The 21,604-nt window shown below is 56.1% G+C and carries 23 protein-coding genes; 4 read left to right on the top strand and 19 right to left on the bottom strand.

The annotated features are described in order from the left end of the window. Positions 1-45: 45 nt before the first annotated feature. From flgL to flgB, 11 genes are all read right to left on the bottom strand, one after another. Positions 46-939: a flagellar hook-associated protein FlgL gene (gene flgL / locus PYW49_RS18645; protein ID WP_320387232.1), complete on the bottom strand. Its 894-nt coding sequence runs from the start codon at positions 937-939 to the stop codon at positions 46-48. A 10-nt stretch (positions 940-949) separates the two neighbouring features. Continuing rightward, positions 950-2,590 carry a flagellar hook-associated protein FlgK gene (gene flgK, locus PYW49_RS18650; protein WP_320387178.1) on the bottom strand — a complete coding sequence of 547 codons (1,641 nt, stop codon included), beginning with the start codon at positions 2,588-2,590 and terminating at the stop codon, positions 950-952. A 108-nt stretch (positions 2,591-2,698) separates the two neighbouring features. Then, positions 2,699-3,625, bottom strand: coding sequence for a flagellar assembly peptidoglycan hydrolase FlgJ (gene flgJ / locus PYW49_RS18655; protein ID WP_320387179.1), 927 nt, complete (start codon positions 3,623-3,625; stop codon positions 2,699-2,701). Beyond that, positions 3,625-4,752, bottom strand: a complete 1,128-nt coding sequence (locus tag PYW49_RS18660; RefSeq protein ID WP_320387180.1) for a flagellar basal body P-ring protein FlgI — start codon at positions 4,750-4,752, stop codon at positions 3,625-3,627. The genes flgJ and PYW49_RS18660 overlap by 1 nt, the downstream gene beginning before the upstream one ends. A 1-nt stretch (position 4,753) precedes the next feature. Then, entirely contained in the window at positions 4,754-5,440 is a 687-nt protein-coding gene (locus tag PYW49_RS18665) for a flagellar basal body L-ring protein FlgH (protein ID WP_320387233.1), read from the bottom strand. 60 nt (positions 5,441-5,500) lie between these two features. Continuing rightward, positions 5,501-6,283 carry a flagellar basal-body rod protein FlgG gene (gene flgG / locus PYW49_RS18670; RefSeq protein WP_222168798.1) on the bottom strand — a complete coding sequence of 261 codons (783 nt, stop codon included), beginning with the start codon at positions 6,281-6,283 and terminating at the stop codon, positions 5,501-5,503. Between the two features lie 19 nt (positions 6,284-6,302). Beyond that, entirely contained in the window at positions 6,303-7,040 is a 738-nt protein-coding gene (locus PYW49_RS18675; RefSeq protein ID WP_320387181.1) for a flagellar basal body rod protein FlgF, read from the bottom strand. 9 nt (positions 7,041-7,049) lie between these two features. After that, the gene (gene flgE / locus PYW49_RS18680) at positions 7,050-8,252 is read right to left on the bottom strand and encodes a flagellar hook protein FlgE (protein ID WP_320387182.1); all 1,203 of its coding nucleotides are present in this window, start codon (positions 8,250-8,252) and stop codon (positions 7,050-7,052) included. 26 nt (positions 8,253-8,278) lie between these two features. Further along, positions 8,279-8,989 carry a flagellar hook assembly protein FlgD gene (locus tag PYW49_RS18685; RefSeq protein ID WP_320387183.1) on the bottom strand — a complete coding sequence of 237 codons (711 nt, stop codon included), beginning with the start codon at positions 8,987-8,989 and terminating at the stop codon, positions 8,279-8,281. An 8-nt stretch (positions 8,990-8,997) separates the two neighbouring features. Continuing rightward, positions 8,998-9,402 (bottom strand): flagellar basal body rod protein FlgC, encoded by a 405-nt coding sequence (gene flgC, locus PYW49_RS18690; protein WP_252002138.1) that lies wholly within the window; start codon positions 9,400-9,402, stop codon positions 8,998-9,000. A 6-nt stretch (positions 9,403-9,408) separates the two neighbouring features. After that, positions 9,409-9,819, bottom strand: coding sequence for a flagellar basal body rod protein FlgB (gene flgB / locus PYW49_RS18695; RefSeq protein WP_134348025.1), 411 nt, complete (start codon positions 9,817-9,819; stop codon positions 9,409-9,411). 236 nt (positions 9,820-10,055) lie between these two features. Between flgB and flgA the strand changes: the two genes are divergently transcribed. The 3 genes from flgA to PYW49_RS18710 all read left to right on the top strand — a co-directional run bounded on the left by flgA (position 10,056) and on the right by PYW49_RS18710 (position 11,578). Continuing rightward, on the top strand, positions 10,056-10,754 hold the full coding sequence (gene flgA, locus PYW49_RS18700; RefSeq protein ID WP_320387184.1) for a flagellar basal body P-ring formation chaperone FlgA: 699 nt from the start codon (positions 10,056-10,058) through the stop codon (positions 10,752-10,754). 69 nt (positions 10,755-10,823) lie between these two features. Then, positions 10,824-11,117 carry a flagellar biosynthesis anti-sigma factor FlgM gene (gene flgM / locus PYW49_RS18705; RefSeq protein WP_320387185.1) on the top strand — a complete coding sequence of 98 codons (294 nt, stop codon included), beginning with the start codon at positions 10,824-10,826 and terminating at the stop codon, positions 11,115-11,117. Positions 11,118-11,134: 17 nt separating this feature from the next. Continuing rightward, entirely contained in the window at positions 11,135-11,578 is a 444-nt protein-coding gene (locus PYW49_RS18710) for a flagella synthesis protein FlgN (RefSeq protein WP_134348022.1), read from the top strand. 142 nt (positions 11,579-11,720) lie between these two features. On the opposite strand, the gene fliT is transcribed toward PYW49_RS18710, so the two are convergent. The 3 genes from fliT to fliD form a co-directional block, all read right to left on the bottom strand. After that, a complete protein-coding gene (gene fliT / locus PYW49_RS18715) occupies positions 11,721-12,041 on the bottom strand; it encodes a flagellar protein FliT (RefSeq protein ID WP_320387186.1) in 321 nt (106 codons plus the stop codon). Further along, complete coding sequence (fliS, locus tag PYW49_RS18720; RefSeq protein ID WP_320387187.1) at positions 12,034-12,441, bottom strand: flagellar export chaperone FliS; 408 nt, start codon at positions 12,439-12,441, stop codon at positions 12,034-12,036. Before fliS ends, fliT begins: the two co-directional genes overlap by 8 nt. A 66-nt stretch (positions 12,442-12,507) precedes the next feature. Then, entirely contained in the window at positions 12,508-13,983 is a 1,476-nt protein-coding gene (gene fliD / locus PYW49_RS18725; protein ID WP_320387188.1) for a flagellar filament capping protein FliD, read from the bottom strand. Positions 13,984-14,283: 300 nt separating this feature from the next. Between fliD and PYW49_RS18730 the strand changes: the two genes are divergently transcribed. Continuing rightward, on the top strand, positions 14,284-15,792 hold the full coding sequence (locus tag PYW49_RS18730; protein ID WP_134348018.1) for a flagellin N-terminal helical domain-containing protein: 1,509 nt from the start codon (positions 14,284-14,286) through the stop codon (positions 15,790-15,792). 157 nt (positions 15,793-15,949) lie between these two features. On the opposite strand, the gene PYW49_RS18735 is transcribed toward PYW49_RS18730, so the two are convergent. The 5 genes from PYW49_RS18735 to PYW49_RS18755 form a co-directional block, all read right to left on the bottom strand. Next, positions 15,950-16,399, bottom strand: a complete 450-nt coding sequence (locus tag PYW49_RS18735; RefSeq protein ID WP_320387189.1) for a hypothetical protein — start codon at positions 16,397-16,399, stop codon at positions 15,950-15,952. 487 nt (positions 16,400-16,886) lie between these two features. Next, positions 16,887-18,782 (bottom strand): methyl-accepting chemotaxis protein, encoded by a 1,896-nt coding sequence (locus PYW49_RS18740; RefSeq protein ID WP_320387190.1) that lies wholly within the window; start codon positions 18,780-18,782, stop codon positions 16,887-16,889. Between the two features lie 120 nt (positions 18,783-18,902). Further along, the gene (locus PYW49_RS18745; RefSeq protein ID WP_320387191.1) at positions 18,903-19,319 is read right to left on the bottom strand and encodes a hypothetical protein; all 417 of its coding nucleotides are present in this window, start codon (positions 19,317-19,319) and stop codon (positions 18,903-18,905) included. 96 nt (positions 19,320-19,415) lie between these two features. Further along, complete coding sequence (locus PYW49_RS18750) at positions 19,416-20,579, bottom strand: PDC sensor domain-containing protein (protein ID WP_320387192.1); 1,164 nt, start codon at positions 20,577-20,579, stop codon at positions 19,416-19,418. A 113-nt stretch (positions 20,580-20,692) separates the two neighbouring features. Continuing rightward, entirely contained in the window at positions 20,693-21,184 is a 492-nt protein-coding gene (locus tag PYW49_RS18755) for a DoxX family protein (RefSeq protein ID WP_134348013.1), read from the bottom strand. Between the last annotated feature and the right edge of the window lie 420 nt (positions 21,185-21,604).

The raw sequence follows: 21,604 nt of genomic DNA on the forward strand, positions 1-21,604 counted from the left end.
TACGCGGTAGCGCCTGAAGAAAGGTTAATTAAGCGGTTTATCGCTTCACATATTAAACAGAGTCATTTTCTGCATGTTTTTGTAGACGTACATCGAGGCGTTAAACGCCAGCTCTGACATCTGCGATTCCGACACCAGCGTCACCAGCATGCTGGTATCTGCGCCAATAGCATCCTGCACTTTGACAATGGTGTCGTTAATCATCACATCACCGGTGAGATCCAGGGCATCAAGCTGCTGCATGTTGGTCCCCAGTTCGGCCTGGGTTTCACCCAGCCGGTTGATCCCGGCATCGATCCCCTGGCTGGCCGCGCTGAGCGCGGCTTTCAAAGCGTCTTCATCAATGGGGTCACGGCTTAATTCCGTAACGGCATTATCGAGAAGCACAAAAATATCACCAAAAACAGCATCACCGAGGTGGCTGGTTTGCATCTCAGTGCCGTCGGCCACGGTTTGTTTACGCGCGTCCCCTCTCCCCTGATACCTCCCGTCTTCATCAAACGCAGGCGTATCGGTATTAAACCCGCTGAAGATATAGCGACCGGATGCGTCACGGCTGTTAGCTAAATCCAGCATGTTCTCGCGAATACCTTCTATCTCTTTCCCCAGTGCCTTACGGTCTTCATCGGAGTAAGCGCCAGACCCTGCGGCAACGATTTTTTCCTTCAGAGTGGTCGTCATCAGGTTACCGACGCCGTTCAGAATGTGGTCCTGAAACTCCAGCGAGCTGCGAGCCCGGGAGCGTACGCTGCTGTACATCTCCAGCTTCGCCAGCGCGTCCTGGTGTTTGACCGCGTCGGTCGCGGCGGTTGGGTCATCAGAGGCTTTGAGTAGCGTTTTGCCCGCTGACATCCGCAGATAAGCGTCGTTACTTTGACTCATGCGCTTTGTCATCGACTCCGAGCTTTGCTTGTACATATAAAGCGTACTTAATCGCATCATCTTTTCCTTATCGGATGGCCAGCAGGGCATCAAACATCGCGGTCGCGGTTTTCAACAGCTGCGCGTTGCCGTTGTAATACTGTCGGAACATATCGAGGTTGATATATTCCTCGTCCATATTCACCCCGGAGAGCGCCTGCTTGGTGTCATATTTGGTGCGCAAATCATTTTCAGCGCTGGTGGCGTAGGATCTGACCTCGCGGGCGCTTTCACCAATTTTCCCCGCCAGGCTGGCATAGGCCGCGCTGAGCGTATCGTTGCCAATCAGCGCCTCATCCTGAATTTTCAGCATCTCTTCGAGGTTTTTGTTATTTCCCGGGCCGTCCGCAGCGTTGTCAGATGCGGCAAAGTCCTGCGCACTGGCCATCTTGCACTTAATACCTTCGGCTGCGCCCGCCATTGGGTTCAGGGTGAAAGTGTCCCCCGGCTTGACGGCTCCAGCTAAGGGAACTTTTATTTCTATGCCATCAAACTTCAGCGTATCTCGCGGACCAGGCTCAAGCGGTATCGTCCGTCCGTCGGCCCCTTTGACGGCCCAGTCTGGGTCATTAAACGTTATCTCGTAATTCTCAGATTTTACTTTTTCGAAATTGGTAACCCTGACCTGATCCAGTTTGCCTGTACCCTGGTTTTTCGCATTCGCAATGGCTTTGATATCCGGTAAAGAGAAGAGATCGTCACCCGGCGTCCCGTCCGGCGTAAAACCTGCGCGGTTCTGCTCGTTCATCCGGTGCGCCATCATAAAGGCAATCTGATCCAGATCCTGACGGGCGACGATGAGGTCTTCGTTGCGGAATTTGAACAGCCCGCCCAGACGTCCCTTGGTGATGGCGTTTTCATCCAGCGGTGACGCTTTGCCGTTCGCATCCACGTAGGAGACAATCACCTTGCCCGGGTCGGCATCCGACGGCGAGGTTTGCAGCTTGTACGCCGTGCCTTCAGAGACCAGCGGGCGTCCATCTGACAGCGTAACGCTCACGCGACCTGACGTATGGTCTTCGGTCACGGTAATCCCCAGATGCTCGCTCAGCCTTTCCAGCAATTCATCACGCTGGTCGAGCAGATCGGCAGGCGGCGCGCCATTTCCCTGCAGACGCTCCAGCTGCTTATTCACCTGCGCCAGCTGTTCGGTGAAGCTGTTGATCTCTTTGGTACTGCGCTCAATCTGACTGTTGGTGCTCTTTTCGAGCCCGGACAAGCGTTTAGCGCTGGCGTTATAACGGCCTGCCAGCACGTCAAGAGAAGTAAATACCGCCGCACGCGCCGGGCCATCGGCCGGGTCGCCGCTCAGCGTCGCCATATCCTTAAACAGTTTGCCCAGCGAAACGGAGACGTTGTCCGCCTCGTCAGCCAGCATGTTATCGATATCCGCCAGCTGTTCCATTCGACCGGTGAAGGAGGCGTAGCTGGACAGTGAATCGCGCAGCTGGGTGTTGGCAAACGCATCGTAGGCACGTTCCACGCCCCCGGCGCGCGCACCGTAGCCAAAAAAGCCCTGCCCGGTCGACATACCGCCGAGCTCACCGATAATCAGGCTACGACGGCTGTAGTTGGCGGACATCCCATTCGTCAGGTTATCACCCGTCACCCGGATCGCGGCCTGCGCCACGCTGAGGCCGTTTCTGGCCAAATTAAAAAGGTTATTCATACGTTCTGGATATTCCCTGATTGCGGGCCCGGCGTTCGCCTCCGGGCCTGAAAGTTCATGGCTCTGTTTATTTCATCGGTGATTTAAAAATTCTCTAAAACTTCTTTGTCAGAAAAGTTTGTCGATATCGTTTTTATAGGCGTTCACACCCTGCTGAATATCGCCTTTCACCTTCTGAATAATGGTGATGAGCTTTTTGGCGTAGGCCGGGTCGGTCGCGTAGCCGCCCGCCTGCAGCGCCTTCGCCCCCTGCTCTGGCGAATCAGATTGCACGACCCCGCGATAGCGCGGATTTTTGGTCAGCAGCTTCGCGTAATCCGCGAGCGCGTGTTCATACGAGTCGTAAACGCGGAAGGCGGCTTTCACCTTCTGCTTCACGCCGTTGATGTATTCCGTGGTGGTGATCTCGGTAGTTTTGCCGCGCCAGTCGCCCGTCGCTTTGATGCCGAACAGGTTGTGGCTCGGGCTGCCGTCCGCCGCCGGGATTTCGCGCTTGCCCCAGCCGGACTCCAGCGCCGCCTGCGCCAGAATTAAATGCGGATGCAGCCCGCTCTGCTGCGCGGCCGCCTGGGCCGGGCGCAGCAGTCGGGAAATAAACGGATGCGCCCCTTCCGTCGGTTTAGCGAACGACACCGGCGCGGGCAGACGCAGCGGGCCGGTGGCGGGAGCCGAAGAGAGATCCGGTCGCATAAAGTCGCGTCCCGGCGCGCTCACGGTTGCGGCAGACTGCTCACTCTCACCGCCCAGCTGGCGGACGATAAGATCGGCAAAGCCGAGCTGACCACTCCCGGCAATATTTTGTGCGACCTGCTGATCGTGCATCGCTGTGTACATCTCAGACGACTGGCTGTTCATCAGATCGTCTTTAAAGGTGGCATCGCGCATGCTCTTCATCATCATCTGCACGAAGATGCCCTCCATCTGCTTCGCCGCCGCTTTCAGTGCGCCGGGCGTTTGCCGCCCGGCCTCCCGTTTCAGCGTGTCCAGCGAACGGACGTCAAAGGCGGGCCGATCGAGCTTGTCGAAGGCGTTCATCAGTTCACCTCCAGCTTCGCCCGCAGACAGCCGGCGTTTTTCATCGCCTGCAGGACCGACATCAGCTCGTTTGGCGTAGCGCCCAGGCTGTTGAGGGCGCGGATCACCGCGTTCAGATCGGTACTGCTGCGCACGTGCTGCAGCGAGCCGCCGCTGTCGCGCACCGAAATATCGGTCTGCGGCACCACCACCGTCTCCCCGCCGCCAAACGGCGTATCGGGCTGGCTGATGATGTTGTTCTGCATCACCTCCACCGTCAGCGAGCCGTGCGCCACGGCGCAGGAATCGAGCGAGACGTGGCGGTTCATCACCACCGAGCCGGTACGCGAGTTCACAATCACCTTCGCGTCCTGGACGTTAACCTTCAACGGGATATCCTGAATGTTGGCGAGGAAGCGTACGCGGGACGGACCGTCAGGCGGCGCGAACAGGCGCACGGTGCGGGCATCTTCCGGCATCGCCGCCCCGCCGCTGTAGCGCTGGTTAATGGCGTCGCTGACCTGCTGCGCCAGCGAGAAATCGCTCTCGTTCAATTGCAGGCGCACGATGTTCTGGGTGGCGAAATCGTTCGGCACTTCCCGCTCGACGGTCGCACCATTGCTGATGCGCCCGCCGTTAAGCTGGTTGACCTGTACGCGGCTACCGCCCGCCTGCGCCCCTGCGCCGGAAATCAAAATGTTGCCCTGGGCGATGGCGTAGATCTGGTTATCCGCCCCCTTGAGAGGGGTCATCAGCAGCGTGCCGCCGCGCAGGCTTTTGGCGTTGCCCACCGAGGAGACCACGATGTCCAGCTTGTCGCCCGGACGGGCAAACGGCGGCAGCTCGGCGGTGACCATCACCGCCGCGATGTTTTTCAGCTGCATATTGGTGCCCGCCGGAACGGTGATCCCCAGCTGCGAGAGCATGTTGTTCAGGCTCTGACCGGTGAACGGCGCCTGCATGGTCTGGTCGCCGGTACCGTCAAGACCGACAATCAGGCCATAGCCCATCAGGGAGTTGGAACGCACGCCCTGAACCGTCGCCAGATCGCGGATACGTTCCGCGTGTACCACTTTAGGTACCGCCAGCGTCATGCCGTAGAGCAGGATGCTGAGAAAAAACAGGATAGATTCTTTTTTCATGGTCATATCAGAAAGGAGAGAGGTTCAGGAACAGGCGTTGCAGCCAGCCCATGTTCTGCGCTTCGTTGATGTAGCCGTTGCCGACGTACTCAATGCGCGCATCCGCCACCTGGGTGGACGGCACGGTATTGCTGCCGCTGATGGTGCGCGGGTTCACCACCCCGGAGAAGCGGATGAATTCGGTGCCCTGGTTGATGGCAATTTGCTTCTCACCCACCACGCCGAGGTTGCCGTTGGGCAGCAGTTCTTTCACGGTCACGGTGATGGTGCCGGTAAAGGTATTACGCGCCGCCGCGCCGCCCTTGCCTGCGAAATCGTTTTTGCCTTCGGCTTCGAAATCCGCTTTGCCATCGCCCAGCCAGCTGTTGAGTTTGGTCGGTACTGCAATCAGCCCCATACCGGCCGATCCATTACGGTTGGCACTGGCGGAGGAACTTTTGCTGGCGCTCACGTTCTCCTGCAGCAGGATCGTCAGCGTGTCGCCCACGTTACGCGGGCGGCGGTCTTCAAACATCGGCTGATAGCCGTAGTTCATCCCCTGCCCTGCCTGAAACAGTGAGCCGCCGGTCGCTGCCGGTGCCATCGGTAATGGTGTTGCCGTTGTCGGACCTTCAACAAGAGGCTTTTGCATAATGTGCGCGCAGCCACTAAGCAGCAGCGTGCTTGCCAGCAGCGCGGCCGCCGGAATGTGCATAGAAAGTATTTTCATGTCAGTGTCGATAAAATGTCTGGCCGCACGCGCGGCCAGAGAGGATTACAGCTGGGAAAGACGCTGCAGCATCTGGTCAGATGCCGAAACCGCCTTACTGTTGATTTCGTAGGCGCGCTGCACCTGAATCATAGTCACCAGCTCTTCCGCCACGTTGACGTTGGAGATTTCCACGTAGCTCTGCTTCAGCGTGCCCGCACTCTCCATGCCCGGGTTCAGCTCGTTCGGCGCGCCGGAGGACTGCGTCTCTTTGTAGAGGTTGCCGCCGATGCTTTCGAGACCCGCGTTGTTGACGAAGGTGGTCAGCGTCAGCTGGCCAATCTGCTGCTCTTCCGCCTGACCCGGCACCTTCACGCTCACAATGCCGTCGCTGCCGATGTTCAGTTTGGTGGCATCCTGCGGAATAACGATCCCCGGCTGGATCGGGTAACCTTCGGCATTCACCAGTTGCCCGTCCGGGCTTTTCGAGAAGTGACCGTCGCGGGTGTAGGCGGTGCTGCCGTCCGGCATCTGCACCTGGAAGAAACCTTCCCCTTCGATAGCCACGTCGTATTCATCACCGGTCGGGTTCATTCCGCCCTGGGTGTGAACGCGCTGCGTTGCCACCGGACGTACGCCGGTACCCAGCTGCAGGCCGCTCGGCAGGGTATTCTGCTCGGTCGACTGCGCGCCAGGCTGGCGCATGTTCTGATAGAGCAGATCCTGAAACACGGCGCGCTGACGCTTAAAGCCGTTGGTGTTGACGTTCGCCAGGTTGTTGGAGATGACGTCCATATTGAGCTGCTGTGCTTCCAGCCCGGTTTTTGCGATCCATAAAGAACGAATCATAGTGACTCCTTGCGCGGCCTTAGCTCACGCTCAATAGCTGGTTGGCCTTCTGGGCATTTTCGTCGGCGGTGCGGATCACCTTCATGTTCATGTCGAAGCCGCGGGAGTTGGCGATCATCTGCGTCATCGCCTGCACCGGGCTGACGTTACTGCCCTCGATGGCCTCCGGCGTCAGGCGCAGGGTTTCGTCCTGCGCCAGTATCTCGCCGCCCGCGGTGCGAAACAGACCGTCGTCGCCGTGAACCATGCCGTTCATCTCTGCGTTGACCAGCTTCAGGCGGCCAACCGGCACCAGCGCCGTCGGGTCATCGCCCATGCCGAGCGCTGAGACGGTGCCGTCGCTGCCGATGGTGACGTGCGACTGCGGCGGCACTTCCAGCGGTCCGCCGTCGCCCATCAGCGGACGGCCGTTGACGCTTAGCGCCCCCTCCTGATCCACTTCAATGGCGCCGTTGCGGGTGTAGCCTTCGCTGCCGTCGTCTATCGCTACCGCCAGCCAGCCGTTCTGCGGCAATGCCACATCCAGGCTGCGGCCGGTATGGGTAATCGGCCCCATGGTGGTGTCGTGAAACGGAGTAGTCTCCGCCACCAGCGCACGGGTGCGCAGGCTTTCCCCTTCAATGGGTACCGAGCGGAACGCCGCCAGCTGGGCGCGAAAGCCCGCGGTGGAGCTGTTCGCCAGATTGTTTGAGGTGACCGCCTGGCGATTGAGCGCCGCGTTGGCGGCACTCATGGCGGTATAGATTGCGCGATCCATCACTCAGCCTTAACGCAGGTTAACCAGCGTCTGCAGCACTTCAGACTGGGTTTTGATGGTTTGTGAGTTGGACTGGTAGTTGCGCTGATAGACGATCATATTGACCATCTCGTCGCCCAGGTTCACGTTGGAAGATTCCAGCATGCCGCCTTCGATGTTGCCGAAGCTGCCCATGCCGGAAGTGCCGAGGAATGGCTGACCTGACTGCACGGTCTCTGCCCACAGGTTGTTACCCTGCTGCTCCAGACCGCCCGCGTTGGCAAAGTCTGCCAGCACTACCTGCGCCACGGTCTGACGCTTGCCGTTGCTGTAGATGGCGATCACTTCGCCGGTATCGCTCACCTGATAGTTGTTAAATTTACCCGGTGCCTGACCGTCGATCTCGCCCAGCATCACCTGGGTATCGCTGGCGTTTTGGGTAATATTCAGATCCAGATTTAGATTCAGTGCTGCTGAACCGTTATAGGGTGAACCTACAATAGCGAGCGACTTCGGGTCTTTGAGCTTACCGTCAGGGCCGAACTCAAGATCGGTTCTGACAAAACCGTCATTAACAGCTCCTGGTGAGGTCGAATCCTGCGCATGCACCGTCCATTTCCCTTCCCCGGTATGCACATAATAAACCTTGATCGCGTGCTTATTCCCCAGGCTGTCGGTGGCGGTGACTTCACTGACGTAGTTGTAGGTGTCTGCATCTTCAGGATCAAAGACCGGTGTCGCCGGGATAATTTTGTCATCCGACTTCAGGTTACCGGTCACCGACCCCTTAGTTGACGCCGCTGGCGGCATATCATCTTTCGGAATACGAATCGGCCCCACCTGGGCGCCAGGGTTAATCACCCCATCCGTCGCCTGATAACCGGTTAAAAACATGCCGTTTGTTTTGTTGACGATAAAGCCGTTTTCGTTCTGCTCAAACTGGCCGTTACGACCATAGAACACGCTACCCGCCTCGTCGACCATACGGAAAAAGCCATTGCCTGAGATCATCATATCCAGGGCTGAACCGCCCGTCGCTGGGCCACCCTGGCCAAAATTCTGGCTAACGCCAGCAACCTGCACCCCCATCCCCATTGAACCGGCAAAGATATCGGCAAACGAAACGGAGCCGGCTTTAAACCCGACCGTCTGGGAGTTGGCGATGTTGTTACCCACCACGTCCAGCGCTTTTGCTGCGGCACTGAGGCCGCTAAGACCTTGTGAAAAACCCATAATTATGTTCCAGAAGTAAGTAGTGACTATTTTTGAATGACAAACACTTTGTTCATGCCGATCGGATCGTTATTGAGCAGATGCAGAATCGGCCCGCTCGGATCCATCGTGACGCCCTGCACCTGATCCTGAACCAGGCCAATCACTTCCGGGTTTTCCCCCTCAGGATTGCTGGCCTCAAAGGAGAGCGTGTACTCGCGATCGCGAGATGGCCCCGGCTCTGGCTTGAAGTTTTCCAGGTCGTCGAGGTTGTATTTGTTCATACCCGACTTCACGTTTTTCAGCTCGGCGGTGTACGCATTGCCGTCAGAATCCGTTAACGTTACGGTGACAGTTGCGGCATCCCCCACCAGCACGAACTGGAAGTCATCCGAGGCAACCGGTTCAGGTTCCACACCTTCCTGATGAATACCCATGCCAGGCCTACCGAAGGAGACTTTTGCCTCCCCTTCAATCAGCACGCTGCGTCCCACCCAGGAGGAGGCGCTCATGCTGCCTAGCTGAATCATCATTGCCTGAACGCCCGCCACGGAGCTGTTGAGCTTCTCAACGCCCGCCGCCATGTTGAACTGCGCCAGCTGGGAGGTGAGCTGGTTGTTGTCCATTGGGTTGGTGGGATCCTGATTTTTCATCTGCGCCACCAGCAGCGTCATAAACTGGTTCGACAGATCCGCCGCGCTGCTGCCGGTGCCCGTGCCGCCCGTTCCGCTGTTGTTGTTAATCGAAGAGACCGCCATATGCGTCCTTACTGACCAAGAGTTAATGTTTTCAGCATCAGACTTTTGGCGGAGTTCATCACTTCCACGTTGGCCTGGTAGCTGCGCGAGGCTGAAATGGTGTTCACCATCTCGTTCATCACGTTGACGTTGGGCATGCGCACATAGCCCTGTTCATCGGCCATGGGGTTACCCGGCTCATAGACCAGGCGATCCGGCGCGCTGCTCTCCACCACGTCGCTGACCTGCACGCCGCCAATCTCCTGACCTGCAGACGCATCAACGGAAAACACCACCTGACGGGCGCGGTACGGCTGGCCGTCCGGCCCCGCCACGCTATCGGCGTTGGCCATATTGCTGGCGCTGACGTTAAGGCGGCGGGACTGGGCCGCCATCGCCGAGCCCGAAATATCAAATACGCTAAAGAGCGACATCGCTTATTACCCCTGACTGAGCACTGTCATCATTTTCTTAATATCCGCGCCCAGGAACGTCAGTCCTGACTGATATTTCACGGCGTTGTCCGCAAAATTGACGCGCTCACGATCCATATCCACGGTATTGCCATCAGCACTTGGTTGATCCGGTATGCGATAGAGCAACTGACTGTCGTCAAACGGCATCGCTTTACCTTCAATATGCTTATTTGACGTTAATGACAGTGATACGGGCGATTTCGCCATGCTGTTATTTTCCATGGCATTTTTTAACTGCTGAGTAAAATCTATATCTCGCGCCTGGTAGCCAGGTGTGTCGGCATTCGCAATATTCGACGCCAGAATATCCTGACGGCGCGACAGCAAACCTAGCGCTTGCTGTTGAAAGCGAAAGGCGTCATCGAGTTTATTCATGACAACAGGACTCCTGTCTCGCATTATTTAAACTGCGATAGTGTAGTCAGCGCTGGTGAAATATCACACTGCGAAGACCCGACAGAAATAAGCCTATTTAGGGAAATAGAAATAATGAGGGGAGCGTTAAAAAAATGAAGAATTTAAATGGCGTCACAAGTGTCATTATTTAAGGCAATAAAACACCTGTCTCTGCGTATATAATTTAGCCACGTTTTATATATTAAGGCAATAAGATGAAGCTCCGATTATTCAGCACGGCGGTGGCCGTCTTGCTCTGCTCTGCCTCCGCCGCAGCCAGCGTACCGTCTGCCCAGACGGCGAAGCAGCGCCTGATGCTCAAGCTGGACGCCCTGATTAAACAGCCGCAGGACGGCAGCGAAGTTGTGCGCACCGCAACCCTGCTTGCCACGCCTGCACAGCTGGCCGCCGTGTGCGATAACCCGGAGCTGAGCCTGGTAGGGCGCGACAGCCGTCTGACCGGCAAACGCACCGTGCTGGCGCAGTGCGGCGCGCGTCGTCATTTCCTGCCGGTACGCATCAGCGCCGAAGGCACCTGGTGGGTTGCCAGCCAGAGCCTGCCCGGCGGCGCCATTGTCCAGCGCAGCGACATCGAGCCGGTGACCGGTAACCTCGACCACCAGCCTGGCGGCTTAATTTTTAACGCCGACGAGATTATCGGCCAGCGTCTGACGCGCGCCGTCGACGCCGGTAAACCGCTTCTGGAAAATCAGCTGCGCCAGCAGTGGCGGCTGCGTGCCGGGCAGACGGTTGACCTCGTCACCGCCGGTTCCGGCTTTCGTATTCGCAGCCAGGGCAAGGCGCTGAACAACGCGGCAGTGGACGACGTGCTGAAGGTGAAAACCGCGGGCGGGCGCACCGTGAGCGGAAAAGTGGGGGCGGACGGACAGGTGATGATTATTTCCCAACAATAAATTTTAGGTTTTTTGTGAATCACCGATGAAAGAAGTATTGAGTACATAAATTGATTTGCGAGGACACCCATGAGCATCAACAGCAGCCAGAATACCGCGCCGATTGCGAAAATCGCCCCGACTCAGGATCTGCGTGCCCGCACGCAGCCTCAGGAACAGGACGCTACGGCAAAACGTTCACCAAAGAGCGACAAAACCAACGTCACCCTGAGCGAGCTGACGAAAAAGATCCAGACCGACGACAGCCGCGACGTGGACCACGCGCGCGTCGCCGAACTTCGCGCCGCGCTGTCGGCCGGTACCCTGCGCATCGAGCCTGAGAAAATCGCTCAGGCCATGGTGCAGGACATGTTTCAGTTTTAACCAAGAGCAGGACCGTTATGGACAAGCTTTACCCGATACTCGCGCAGATGAAAACGTCGCTGGATGAGCTGGAGGCGATCATGATTGAAGAGGTCAACCAGCTCAACCGCACGCAAATCAACCCGGTGTCGCTGCAGGTGCTGGCGGATAACAAAAACCAGCTGCTGTCGACCCTTCAGTATTACGACGACATGCGCCGCCAGCAGGAGCAGACCTCCGGCACCGAAGCTCCCTACCCGGGGCTCGGTAAGCTGTTCGCCAGCTGGCAGCAGGTGCATGAGAAAGTGCGCAGCACCAAAGCGCTGAACCAAAAAGTGGAATCGCTGCTGCAAAGCCATATGAAGAAAAATCAGCACATCCAGAAGGCGATTGACCACGTTGGCCACGCCAACGCGCTGTACGGCCCGGCCGGGGAATCCAGCCAGCTGCCCTCGGGGCGCAAATACAACATCAGCATCTGACTTTTCCTGTCTGCGTTGTCCTCTTTGCTCGCTTCGGCGGGCTTTTTTTTTGCCCGACGGCGCTGCGCTTGCACGGGCCTACGGGTTTCGTCGTTTCGTAGGCCGGGTAAGCGCAGCGCCACCCGGCAATCAGGGAGGGGAATTAAACCGCCGTATAGGCTTTTGCCACGCTGCTGGTTTTGCGCATGGCGGAGAGTTCAGTGCTGATGGTGGTCAAACGCCCCTGAATGGCGCGGGTCAGAATGGCATCGTGCTTCAGCAGCTGCGCCAGCTGGTCGCTTACCTGCGTTTTGTTGTGCTGCGCCAGCTGGGTTAAATCGATGTCGCACAGCGTTCTCATCCCCATGGTATAGGCCACGGACTCGTCAAGAAACACATCCCATTCGCCGTCATCGGCCTGCTGGCGCAGTTTAGCGTTGCTGATCAGCAGTTCTTCAATCAGCGCCATCACCTCGTTATCCATGTTTCACCTGCTTGTTCTGCGGGGCAATCGCCTGCCAGGTTTCCGACATCTCGGTCATCAGCGCGATCAGATGCGGCAGCTTTTCGCCGGATTTGGTCACATTCGCTTCCAGCAGCGTGCGAGAAATATACTCGTACAGGCTTTCCAGCTCTTCCGCGATCTGCCCGCCCTTCTCGTGATCCAGCCCGGCGCGCAGGCCGTTATCGATAATATTGATGGCACGAGAAATCATCTCGCCGCGACGGGGAATATTGCCCGACTGGAAGTAGATCTCCGCGCGCTTCATGGCGTTAATAGCCCCGTCATACAGCAGCACAATCAGCTGGTGCGGCGTGGCGCCGTTTATCTGGCTGTCCAGAGAGACAGCGGTGTAGGCACTGTTGCCCGTTTTGGTGTACATCGTTAAATCCTGCCGGGCGGTTTGCCGCCCGGGTGTCTGTGAGTTTTAAAAATGAAGTGATACGGGTTACATGCTTTTTGACAGTTCCAGCAGCGATTGCTGCAGTCGGTTACTGATGCTGCTCATATCGCTCATCGCCTTGTCCACGCGCTGATACTCTTTTTCCCTGCGCAGCATGGCCTCTTCAATGCGTTTTTCCATCGCGGTGATCTGCTTCGCGACGCGTTTTTCCTGGTCACGCAGGGACTCCAGCGTGTTTTCAATGGTTCCCTCTTTGTTATCGATCGAGTCTTTATCGCCGAGATAGGTGTTAAAGATCCCTTCCATGCGGTCTTTAATTCCCTCCTTGCCCCCTTTCCCAAGGAACAGCGCCTCAACCTCTTTTACGTTGTCCTTCAGGGCGGCATCGAGCTTTTTATTGTCGATGGTGAGCGTTCCCAGCGTACCGGTACGATCGTCTCCGGTCTTGCCGTCAAACGTTACGGTGATACCGAGGCTGCCGAGAGACTGCAGCACCTCGTTCACCTCCGGGTAGCTGCCGGTGACGGTGGCTTTAAGCTGGCTGGTCAGACGGCGCAGCGAGCCGTCGGTAAACAGTGCGCCGTTAGACGAGTCTGGCTGAGGCAACTTGTCCGAATTGCTGTCGCGATCGGGAGGGGTATATTTAGTCGCCCCGGCCACGGTGGTGAGGTAGCTGTTGTAGTTCTTCACGAACTCTTCAATCAGCGTTTTCACCTTTGAGGTATCTTCGGTGATGGTGAGGGATTCTTCTTTGTATACAGGCCCCCCCGGGTCAGCGCTGTCGCTTTCGGAGACTTCCCGCAGCTCCAGCGTCACGCCGGTGATTAAATCGCTGATGGTGTTAGAGCTACGAGTTACCGATTTCCCGTTGAGCAGAATTTCTGCATTTTGAGACTCCGTTTCAACATCCGCTTTTTCGAGTTTGACCTGTAAATCCGTATTGCCTGTGACTTTGATAGTCATTTCCCCGGCATCACCGGTTTTTTTGGAGGTTAGCACCAGCTTGTGCTTATCCTCCCCTACGGTCATTACTTCCGCGACCACATCACCTTTCTGCGCGTTGATCTTCTTGGCAATCTGCTCAAGCGAGGTTTCATCTTTTGCTAAGTCCACCTCCAGCGGTTTTTCACCCTCTTTCAGGGTGATGGTCACTTTCGCAGCGCTGTTACCAATGGGCTTATCGCGCGTGCCGTTCTCAATCGCAAGCTGATGCGCTTTCGCCAGCTGTGTGACCGCAATAGAGTAGCTGTTCGGGATCGCGCCTTTCCCCGCCGTCGCCTTGAACGTTTTGTTATCGCTGACGCTAACGCCGTTAAACCCTTCGTCTTCCAGCTTGCCAAGATTGTCTTTCAGGGTGCTCAGCGCACTTGAAATAGACCCCCACGCGGAGATTTGTCCGTTATAGCTCGACTGCTTTTGCAGATACGGATTCAGCTTTTGGGTAATGCCCTTGCGTTCGTCCGCCAGCCATTGGTCAAACGGCAGCCCGGAGCCAACGCCTAAAAAGTTTGTTGCAGCCATAGTAATGTTCCTCCAGAAATGAAATAGCTCACACTCTTTCCATCGGGTAATAGAGAAGGAAGTTTAATTTTTCACAATCGGCGCAACAATGTGACCAGACGATAAAAACAGTTTTGCCCGCTTATTATGCCATTAGCATTATCCATTTAAATAATTAGCGCCAGGTATGAAGCCATTTCTCAGCATTAATAAAAAACCTGAAAAAATAATTCAGTCTTTTTTATTTCCCCCGATGAAAGAAGTATGCGCAACAACGAACGCATATTTCATATTATCGTTATTACTTAGAAGGAAATAACAATGGCACAGGTCATTAATACCAACGCGCTGAGCCTGATGGCGCAGAACAACCTGAACAAATCTCAGACTCAGCTGGGCACCGCTATTCAGCGTCTCTCTTCCGGTATGCGTATTAACAGCGCCAAGGACGATGCGGCAGGTCTGGCAATTTCCAACCGCTTCACCTCCTCTATCCGCGGTATGACGCAGGCGGCGCGTAACGCCAACGACGGTATCTCCCTGGCGCAGACCACCGAAGGCGCGCTGGAAGAAGTGACCGAAAACATGCAGCGTATCCGCGAGCTGACCGTTCAGGCGAAAAACGGCACCAACTCCGATAGCGACCTGTCGTCCATCAAAAAAGAAATCGCTACCCGTCTGCAGGAGATTGAGCGCGTCGCGGAAGTCACTAACTTCAACGGCGTGAAAGTATTCGACGGTTCTAAAGATAAAATCACCATTCAGATTGGCGATAAAGACGGTGATACCATTGATATCAACCTGAACAAGCTGGACATGAAAACCCTGGGGCTGGATGAGTTCCTGGATGACTTTGCGGGTATTGGCATCACGGTTAATGGTGCGGGTATTACGGCTGGTAGCCAGTTTGAAGGGAAAGGGGTTGAAGCAAAAAATAATGATGAGATTGATGCAGTAAAACTGGGGCTAGGTGCTACAGATCCAAAATTTAAGTTCACGACCACTAATATTAAAACAGTTACTGATGCAGCGAATAAGATCACTGGCCCTGATACTGAGAAGAAGTTAATTACTTACGAGGACAACGGTTCACTTCGTTTCTTCGTAAGCAATAAAGCAGGGGATGTACAGGAAGTTAACGTTCAATTCGAAGTAACAGGTACTCCAGTTGAAACTAAAATTCAAGGCACCCCAACACCTGAAGCAGACCTTCTCAGCAAGGCAGATGCAGATATGCTATTGAACGGTCCTAATACACTGAGCGATACCAAACGCTTGAAAGAGGGAGATAGCGTGAATGCAGCTGGTACTCCGATGCCACTTACTGCAGAAATGTTGGATAACATTTCCACGGATCTATACGGTGTAAATGCCGCTGATTCTAAAATGCGCGTATTCTCCGTTAAAGACGGGGCTACAGAAAAGCTCTATGCAATTAATAACGACGGCGAAGTTAAGACCTTCACTCTGGACGCTGCAGGTGGTGTGGCAACGCAGGCAGACGCTCGTGCTATGGAAGCTGAGTTCATTGCTAAAGAATCCGGCCGCCTTGCCGCTGAAGACCTGATCGATCGACTGGATAAATCTCTCACCAAAGTCGCCGATTTCCGTGCCGACCTCGGTGCCGTTCAGAACCGCTTCAGCTCCATCATTGCGAACCTGAACACCAACATCATCAACACCACCGAAGCGCGCTCCCGTATTCAGGACGCTGACTTCTCCGTGGAAGTGTCTGCCATGAGCCGCGCGAACATCCTGCAGCAGGCAGGTGTCTCCGTACTGGCCCAGGCCAACCAGGTTCCGCAGAACGTGCTGTCCCTGCTGCGTTAATCTGGACAAAACCACCTTACATTGTGATTACGCGCGTGTGTCACGCGCGGTTGCCCTCCTCCCCGGAGGGCTTTTTTGTTTTGTGCACAATAAACATTGCCCGGCAGCGCAGCGAAACGTAGGCCGGGTCAGGCGCAGCCGCCACCCGGCAAGGGTTTTAAGACGGCAGGTAAGGCTCCTTCACAAACTCCCCCAGCAGAAACACCATATCGTGCAGCAACCCCGCCAGCGCGCGGTTCACGCTCTGCGGCAGGGTATTTCCCAGAATTGCCTGCGCCAGAGCTTGCGCATAGGTAATCGGCGTAATCGTCTCCTGCCAGCAGTCCGGCATGCACGACGGCGCGGCGTCACCGGCGATGAGTTGCTCAATAAGATGCGCGGGCAGATCGTCTTCACAGCGGCGTTCCAGTTCACCCAGGGCATGCAGCAAGCGCCCGCAGAATGCGTTACGCTCGCTCACCTCATCGGTTTCCACCAGCGTGCTGGCAAATGCGCCACAGAGTTCGGCCACGTCAAAAAGATCGGCAGAGGCCGGAAGGGGTAAGGCAATAAGCTGTTCGGTAAAACTCGCGTGGGATGCGTCAGAGAGAGTGGACAGAATAGTCATATGAAAGTCTCCTTGTATATTCATACAACCACCACCAGAGTTCTCACGCTCATAGGTGGTGGCGCTGACGGAGGTGAGAATCGACATACAAGGGAGCCGACCAACCAATGGTTGCTCCGCCAGCGCCGCCATGATTGTAGCGACGTGTGCGCATATACGACACAAAAATGTATCGCCTTGTATTTTCAGGTTCTCACGCCCGGTTGCGGATATTGCCGCAACGCGGGCACTTTACGGTGGGATAAAAACAAACAACAGGGTACACCCTGAATTACATCGGGTTACTTGTGTGATTGCGAGGCGTCTTCCAGATTTGCGCCGGGATGGTGGAGCCGCTCTGCCACGCTCACGGCCGTCTGTTCCCCCTCACCCCAGCCCTCTCCCTCAAGGGAGAGGGAGAACACCCAGCCCGTAGGCCCGGTAAGCGAAGCGCCACCGGGCAATTAGGCTGCACGGCGGCCTGATGCCCTCACCCCAGGTGACATGCTCACACTTTAAACCGGCTCACGACACTTTCCAGCTCTTGCGCCTGCTCTTCCATCGCTTTGGCCGCCGACGACACTTCCGCCACCAGCGACGCATTTTGCTGGGTTGCCCCTTCAAGCTGGCACACCGCCACGTTCACCTGCGTGATACCGACGCTCTGTTCCCGGCTGGCGGTTTTAACCTGCTCCATCAGGCCAGAGACTTTACTGACGGAATCCACCAGCGTGTTCATGGTCTTCCCGGCATCCTGCACCAGACGGCTGCCGTCCTGCACGCCGACCACCGCGTCGTTGATCAGCCCACGGATCTCTTTCGCCGAGCTGGACGCCCGCAGCGCCAGGTTGCGCACTTCCGTCGCCACCACGGCAAACCCGCGCCCCTGCTCACCCGCTCGCGCCGCTTCCACCGCCGCGTTCAGCGCCAGAATGTTGGTCTGGTAGGCAATCCCGTCGATCACCCCGACGATCTCAGCAACGCGCAGGGAGGAGGACTCGATATGGCGCATTTTATCCACCGCTGAATTCATTAGCCCTGCCCCGCGCTGCGCCACCGCCGCGGCTTCGGTCGCCAGACGGTCGGCGTTTTCCGCGTTGTCCGCGTTGTTCGCCACAATGCCCGCAATCTCTTCCATTGATGCCGCGGTCTGGGTCAGCGAGGCGGATTGCTCTTCAGTGCGTGACGAAAGCGACACGTTGCCCTCGGCAATCTGATGAGAGGCCGACGCAATGGTGCGGGTGCTCGCCCCAACCTGCTGCAACAGCCCCTGCAGATAGCTCATAAAGGCGTTCACATTTCGGGCGATGGCGTTCAGCTCCTGACTGCTGTTCTCAGGCAGGCGACGGGTCAAATCGGCTCCGCCCGCAGAGAGCGTAGCAAGACGTTGGCTGACGATATCGAGATTGCGCATTACGGCGCGGATGGTCAGAACAAGCACCACCCCCAGAAGCAGCAACAGCGGGATCTGAACCAGACCCAGACGGGTGAGGATATCGCGGGTCTGTTTGCTCAGCAGGCTGCTTTTGGTATCGGTTGCCACAAACCACGGGCTGCCTTTAATGGGATAGAGGAAGATGGTGTGTTCACCGTCTTCTGCACGATAGGTCCGCTCAAGTGGCGTATCTTTCGCCTCGGTCAGCATCTCCTGCAGCAACGCGATTTCGTGTCCGGGTAGCGCACTGATGTTTTTAAGCGGGGGAGTCTCTTCTGAGGCACGGCTGTAGCCGATGATTTTACCGTTGGCCTCAACAATCAGTACCCCGCCCTCAATGGGTTTCGCCATTTTGCGGGCCAGCTGATTAAAGAAGCCCAGGGTTACATCAAGCGTCGCCACGCCCCATAGCTGGCCGTTGCGGTAAATCGGCATGGCACAGTTGGTCCTCGGCTGCGCACTGGCGGCATCGATATAGGCTTCAGCCCAGACGCATTGCCCTTTTTGCGCGCGCAGCCCGGCCTTGAACCATGATTCCTGCCAGTACGCTGGCGCATCCGGGGCATTCCAGGTAGTGTTCGGGCGCAGCATGCCCTTGCGGTCCCGGGCATAAAAGGTGCTGTGTTTATCCACCCCAGGCTCACGCATGCCCGGCAATGGCCATACGCCGCCGCCAAACAGGTTTAGATCGCCGTTCTGGTTGATGAACGCCGGAAGCAGGCTGTCAATGTCGGGGCTGTTAAGCAGAGGCACGGTTTCCGTCAGGCTGCGCTGCTGAGCCTGTACCCGCGACATTTGCTGCGTAATGGCTGCCGCCTCCTCGCCAATCTGATAATGCACGCGCTGATACTCTGCTTTTAGCAACTGCGGTGCAACGAAACGCGTGACCACCCAAAGGGTGGTTAAAATAAGCAATAAAAAGAAAGCAGAAACCAGCAATACTACTCTACTTTGTGTGGATTTAAACATAAGGGTACACTCTGAAATTAAACGTTGTCAGAGTATTCATCGGTGATTTGAGTTGAAAATGAAATTTAATACAGGTTCGAAAAGGGGACGCTTTTGTCCCCTGTTCAGGGTAACCGACGCTTAATAAGGCGTTGACTTATCGTGCAGCACCGCTTTTAACGCCTCTTCCGTAATATCGCATTTCTCCCTGCTCACTTCCGTGCTGTCGAGATAACGCAGCAGCGTAACGCCTTCAGGTGCGGCCGTCAGCGCCGCGATGTTGTAAGGCTTCGCCTCTACTGAAGGCGTATCCGAGCCGTATAAATAGGTGTGAAAGGGCATATATTCATTGCGTGGAATTTCCCGGCGCTCTTCACTGACAAACTGTTTGTCATTCACCCAGATTTGGGCCTGCCGGTTGGGGGCGCTGGCTGGCAGCAGGGTAACGGTGTAATCATTGCACTGCGTAAGCGTAACGCGATCCGTTTTCTGCGGGGTGGACGGTGACTGGCAGGCGGCGAGTGTCGATACAGCTAAAAGCATTAACCCATATTTCATATCAGAGTCCTTTTTGTAACGTCCTGATCCAGTTAAGCAAACAATGCCTGTCGTCGCTATCAGACTTTCCTTAGGTCTCCAGGCATCGTCACCCGGTTACCCCTTCACCCGCTGAAGTAACGTATTCGCCACCGTATACACCTCTTCAATCAGCACGCTGTTATTCTGCGTCACCGACGGTGCGCCGCTTTGCGCCTGCATCATTGCGTCGTCAATCAGCGCGCGAAGCTCTTTTGAGGAGCGAGCACAGCGGCTCGCCAGATTGCGCGACTCCACGGCAAAAATCCCCTCTTCGTTATGCAGCGAATAGCTGTAGGCGCGGCTGGCCAGCTGCACCAGCGTGCCGCTGCTGTCGGCAATCTGCAGCGCGGCATCGTGCAGGGCGTTCATCGCCTGAACCACGCCCGTGGTGCTTTCGCTCAGCATGGCGAGGAGATTACCGTTCGCTTCTGGTACCCGCAGCAGACGCTCATTTTCCTCAGCAATGGTGCTGGCAGCCCACGCGATCACGCTCACCTGCTCGCCAATCTCCTGCATCAGCGGCGGCAAAGGTGCGCCCAACTCGGTTTTCAGCTGCGACGGCAGCTCTTCATTGAGGCGTGAAAGGTGCAGGTTCAGGCTGCGCAGCAGCGTCAGGGTGGAGACCAGCAGCAAGGCCGCCAGCGGCCACGGCTTATGCAGGAGGATGCCGGGGCGTTCGCCCATCCGGCGGGTGGGCACATCAATGGCCAGCAGCCACGGCGTCTCAGCGATCGGCGTCACCACCAGCGAGTGCTCGCCGCTGGCGCTGCGAAAGCGGGTATGGCGCATCCCTTCCCCGGACTCTGCCAGCAGCGCGCGCAGCGGTACCGCCATCGGCAGGCTGGCGTCGTTGAGAGATTGCACCGTCGGCGCACCGGCGGCATCGCCGATGATGCGCCCGGTGTCATCCACCATCCAGGCGCGCCCGCCAAGGCGCTCGCCGATCTCTTTGACCAGTGAATTGAAAAATTGACGGCTGGTGCCCGTCTCTTCGGCGATATCGGTATCACCGGGGGCACTTTTATCCAGCGCAAAGCTTTTCAGGGTGACCACACTTTCGGTCATTGAGCGCTGCTGCGCTTCAACCCTGTCGAGCTGCTCACGTAATTGGGTTGCCAGGGCATCAACCTGCGTGCGCAGACGCTGCCCCTCGGTGCGAATAAACCACGGCATGACGCCAGCCTGCACAAGAATAACCAGAGTAATAAAAATAACGACCAGTATGACAATAAAAACCATGACATCAGCGCCTGTTCTTTTAACGGCAGCACGACGCTGCCTCTACAGGGCTATTTTATTATGCAGGCGTCAGGAAATATGCTCTTCAAACCGTTGATAACCGCGCACTTCTGTTAACGCTCAATAAAAACAATCTTGCGCACGTTGTCCCAGCGCTTAACCAGCCAGCCGTCAAGGCTGCACAGCGTGCCGCCCCAGGTGACAGGAAACAGGCACAGCACCATATAGAGCGTCTCGGGCAGATAAAAGAGCCAGCTCAGCCATGCGATCAGATTCAGCCCGCGCGGAATGGTGTAAATACCAATGGTGACCAGCGCCACGGTGCTGATAATCATCAGTATCAGCGCGCTAAAGCGGCTGAATAACCCCAGGGTCAACAGCAGACCCATGCTGCATTCCAGGAATGCGACCACCACCGCCATCACGGCCGGGAACGGGATCCCCGCGTCGTGCATGGTATCCACCATCAGCAGCTGGTTTTCGGGAACGAATAATTTATTAAACCCCGCGGTAAAGAAAAATACCCCCACCACCAGACGGCAGATCAATACGGGAAACATGGCGGGCAGATCGGACGTTTGCATAAAACGCTTCAGAGAAAACATCAGTCATCCTTGTAAAGAAAATTAACACTGCGTAATAAATTCAATAACCTGTCTTTACTCAGTATAAATTCGCTGACCTCGTTATCAACCGCTCCCGCCCCCACCCCATGCATAATTAATAAAAATAAACAGATTAAAAATAGTTAATTCAAAATAATAACAGCGTCTCATTATCAATGCTGCAGATGGCCCGTTTGCACCGTCAAAATTGCAAGTATTTGGTTTTAATATGATTAAAGTCAAACCTCTTTAAGCACCACTTTTAATACGGTTAATAACACTCCAATTAATAACCTTAATCGTGTTAAGGCTGTTATTACGAAGTGGTTGCAAAAATATGACGTAAGACATAAAAAGCATGTCGCTCTGGCCTCCGGCTAGCAATAACATGCATTCATTACTATTAATTACAATAGCCAG

Origin of the sequence: Enterobacter chinensis (assembly GCF_034008295.1) — a bacterium.
In the GTDB taxonomy this organism is placed as follows: domain Bacteria; phylum Pseudomonadota; class Gammaproteobacteria; order Enterobacterales; family Enterobacteriaceae; genus Enterobacter; species Enterobacter chinensis.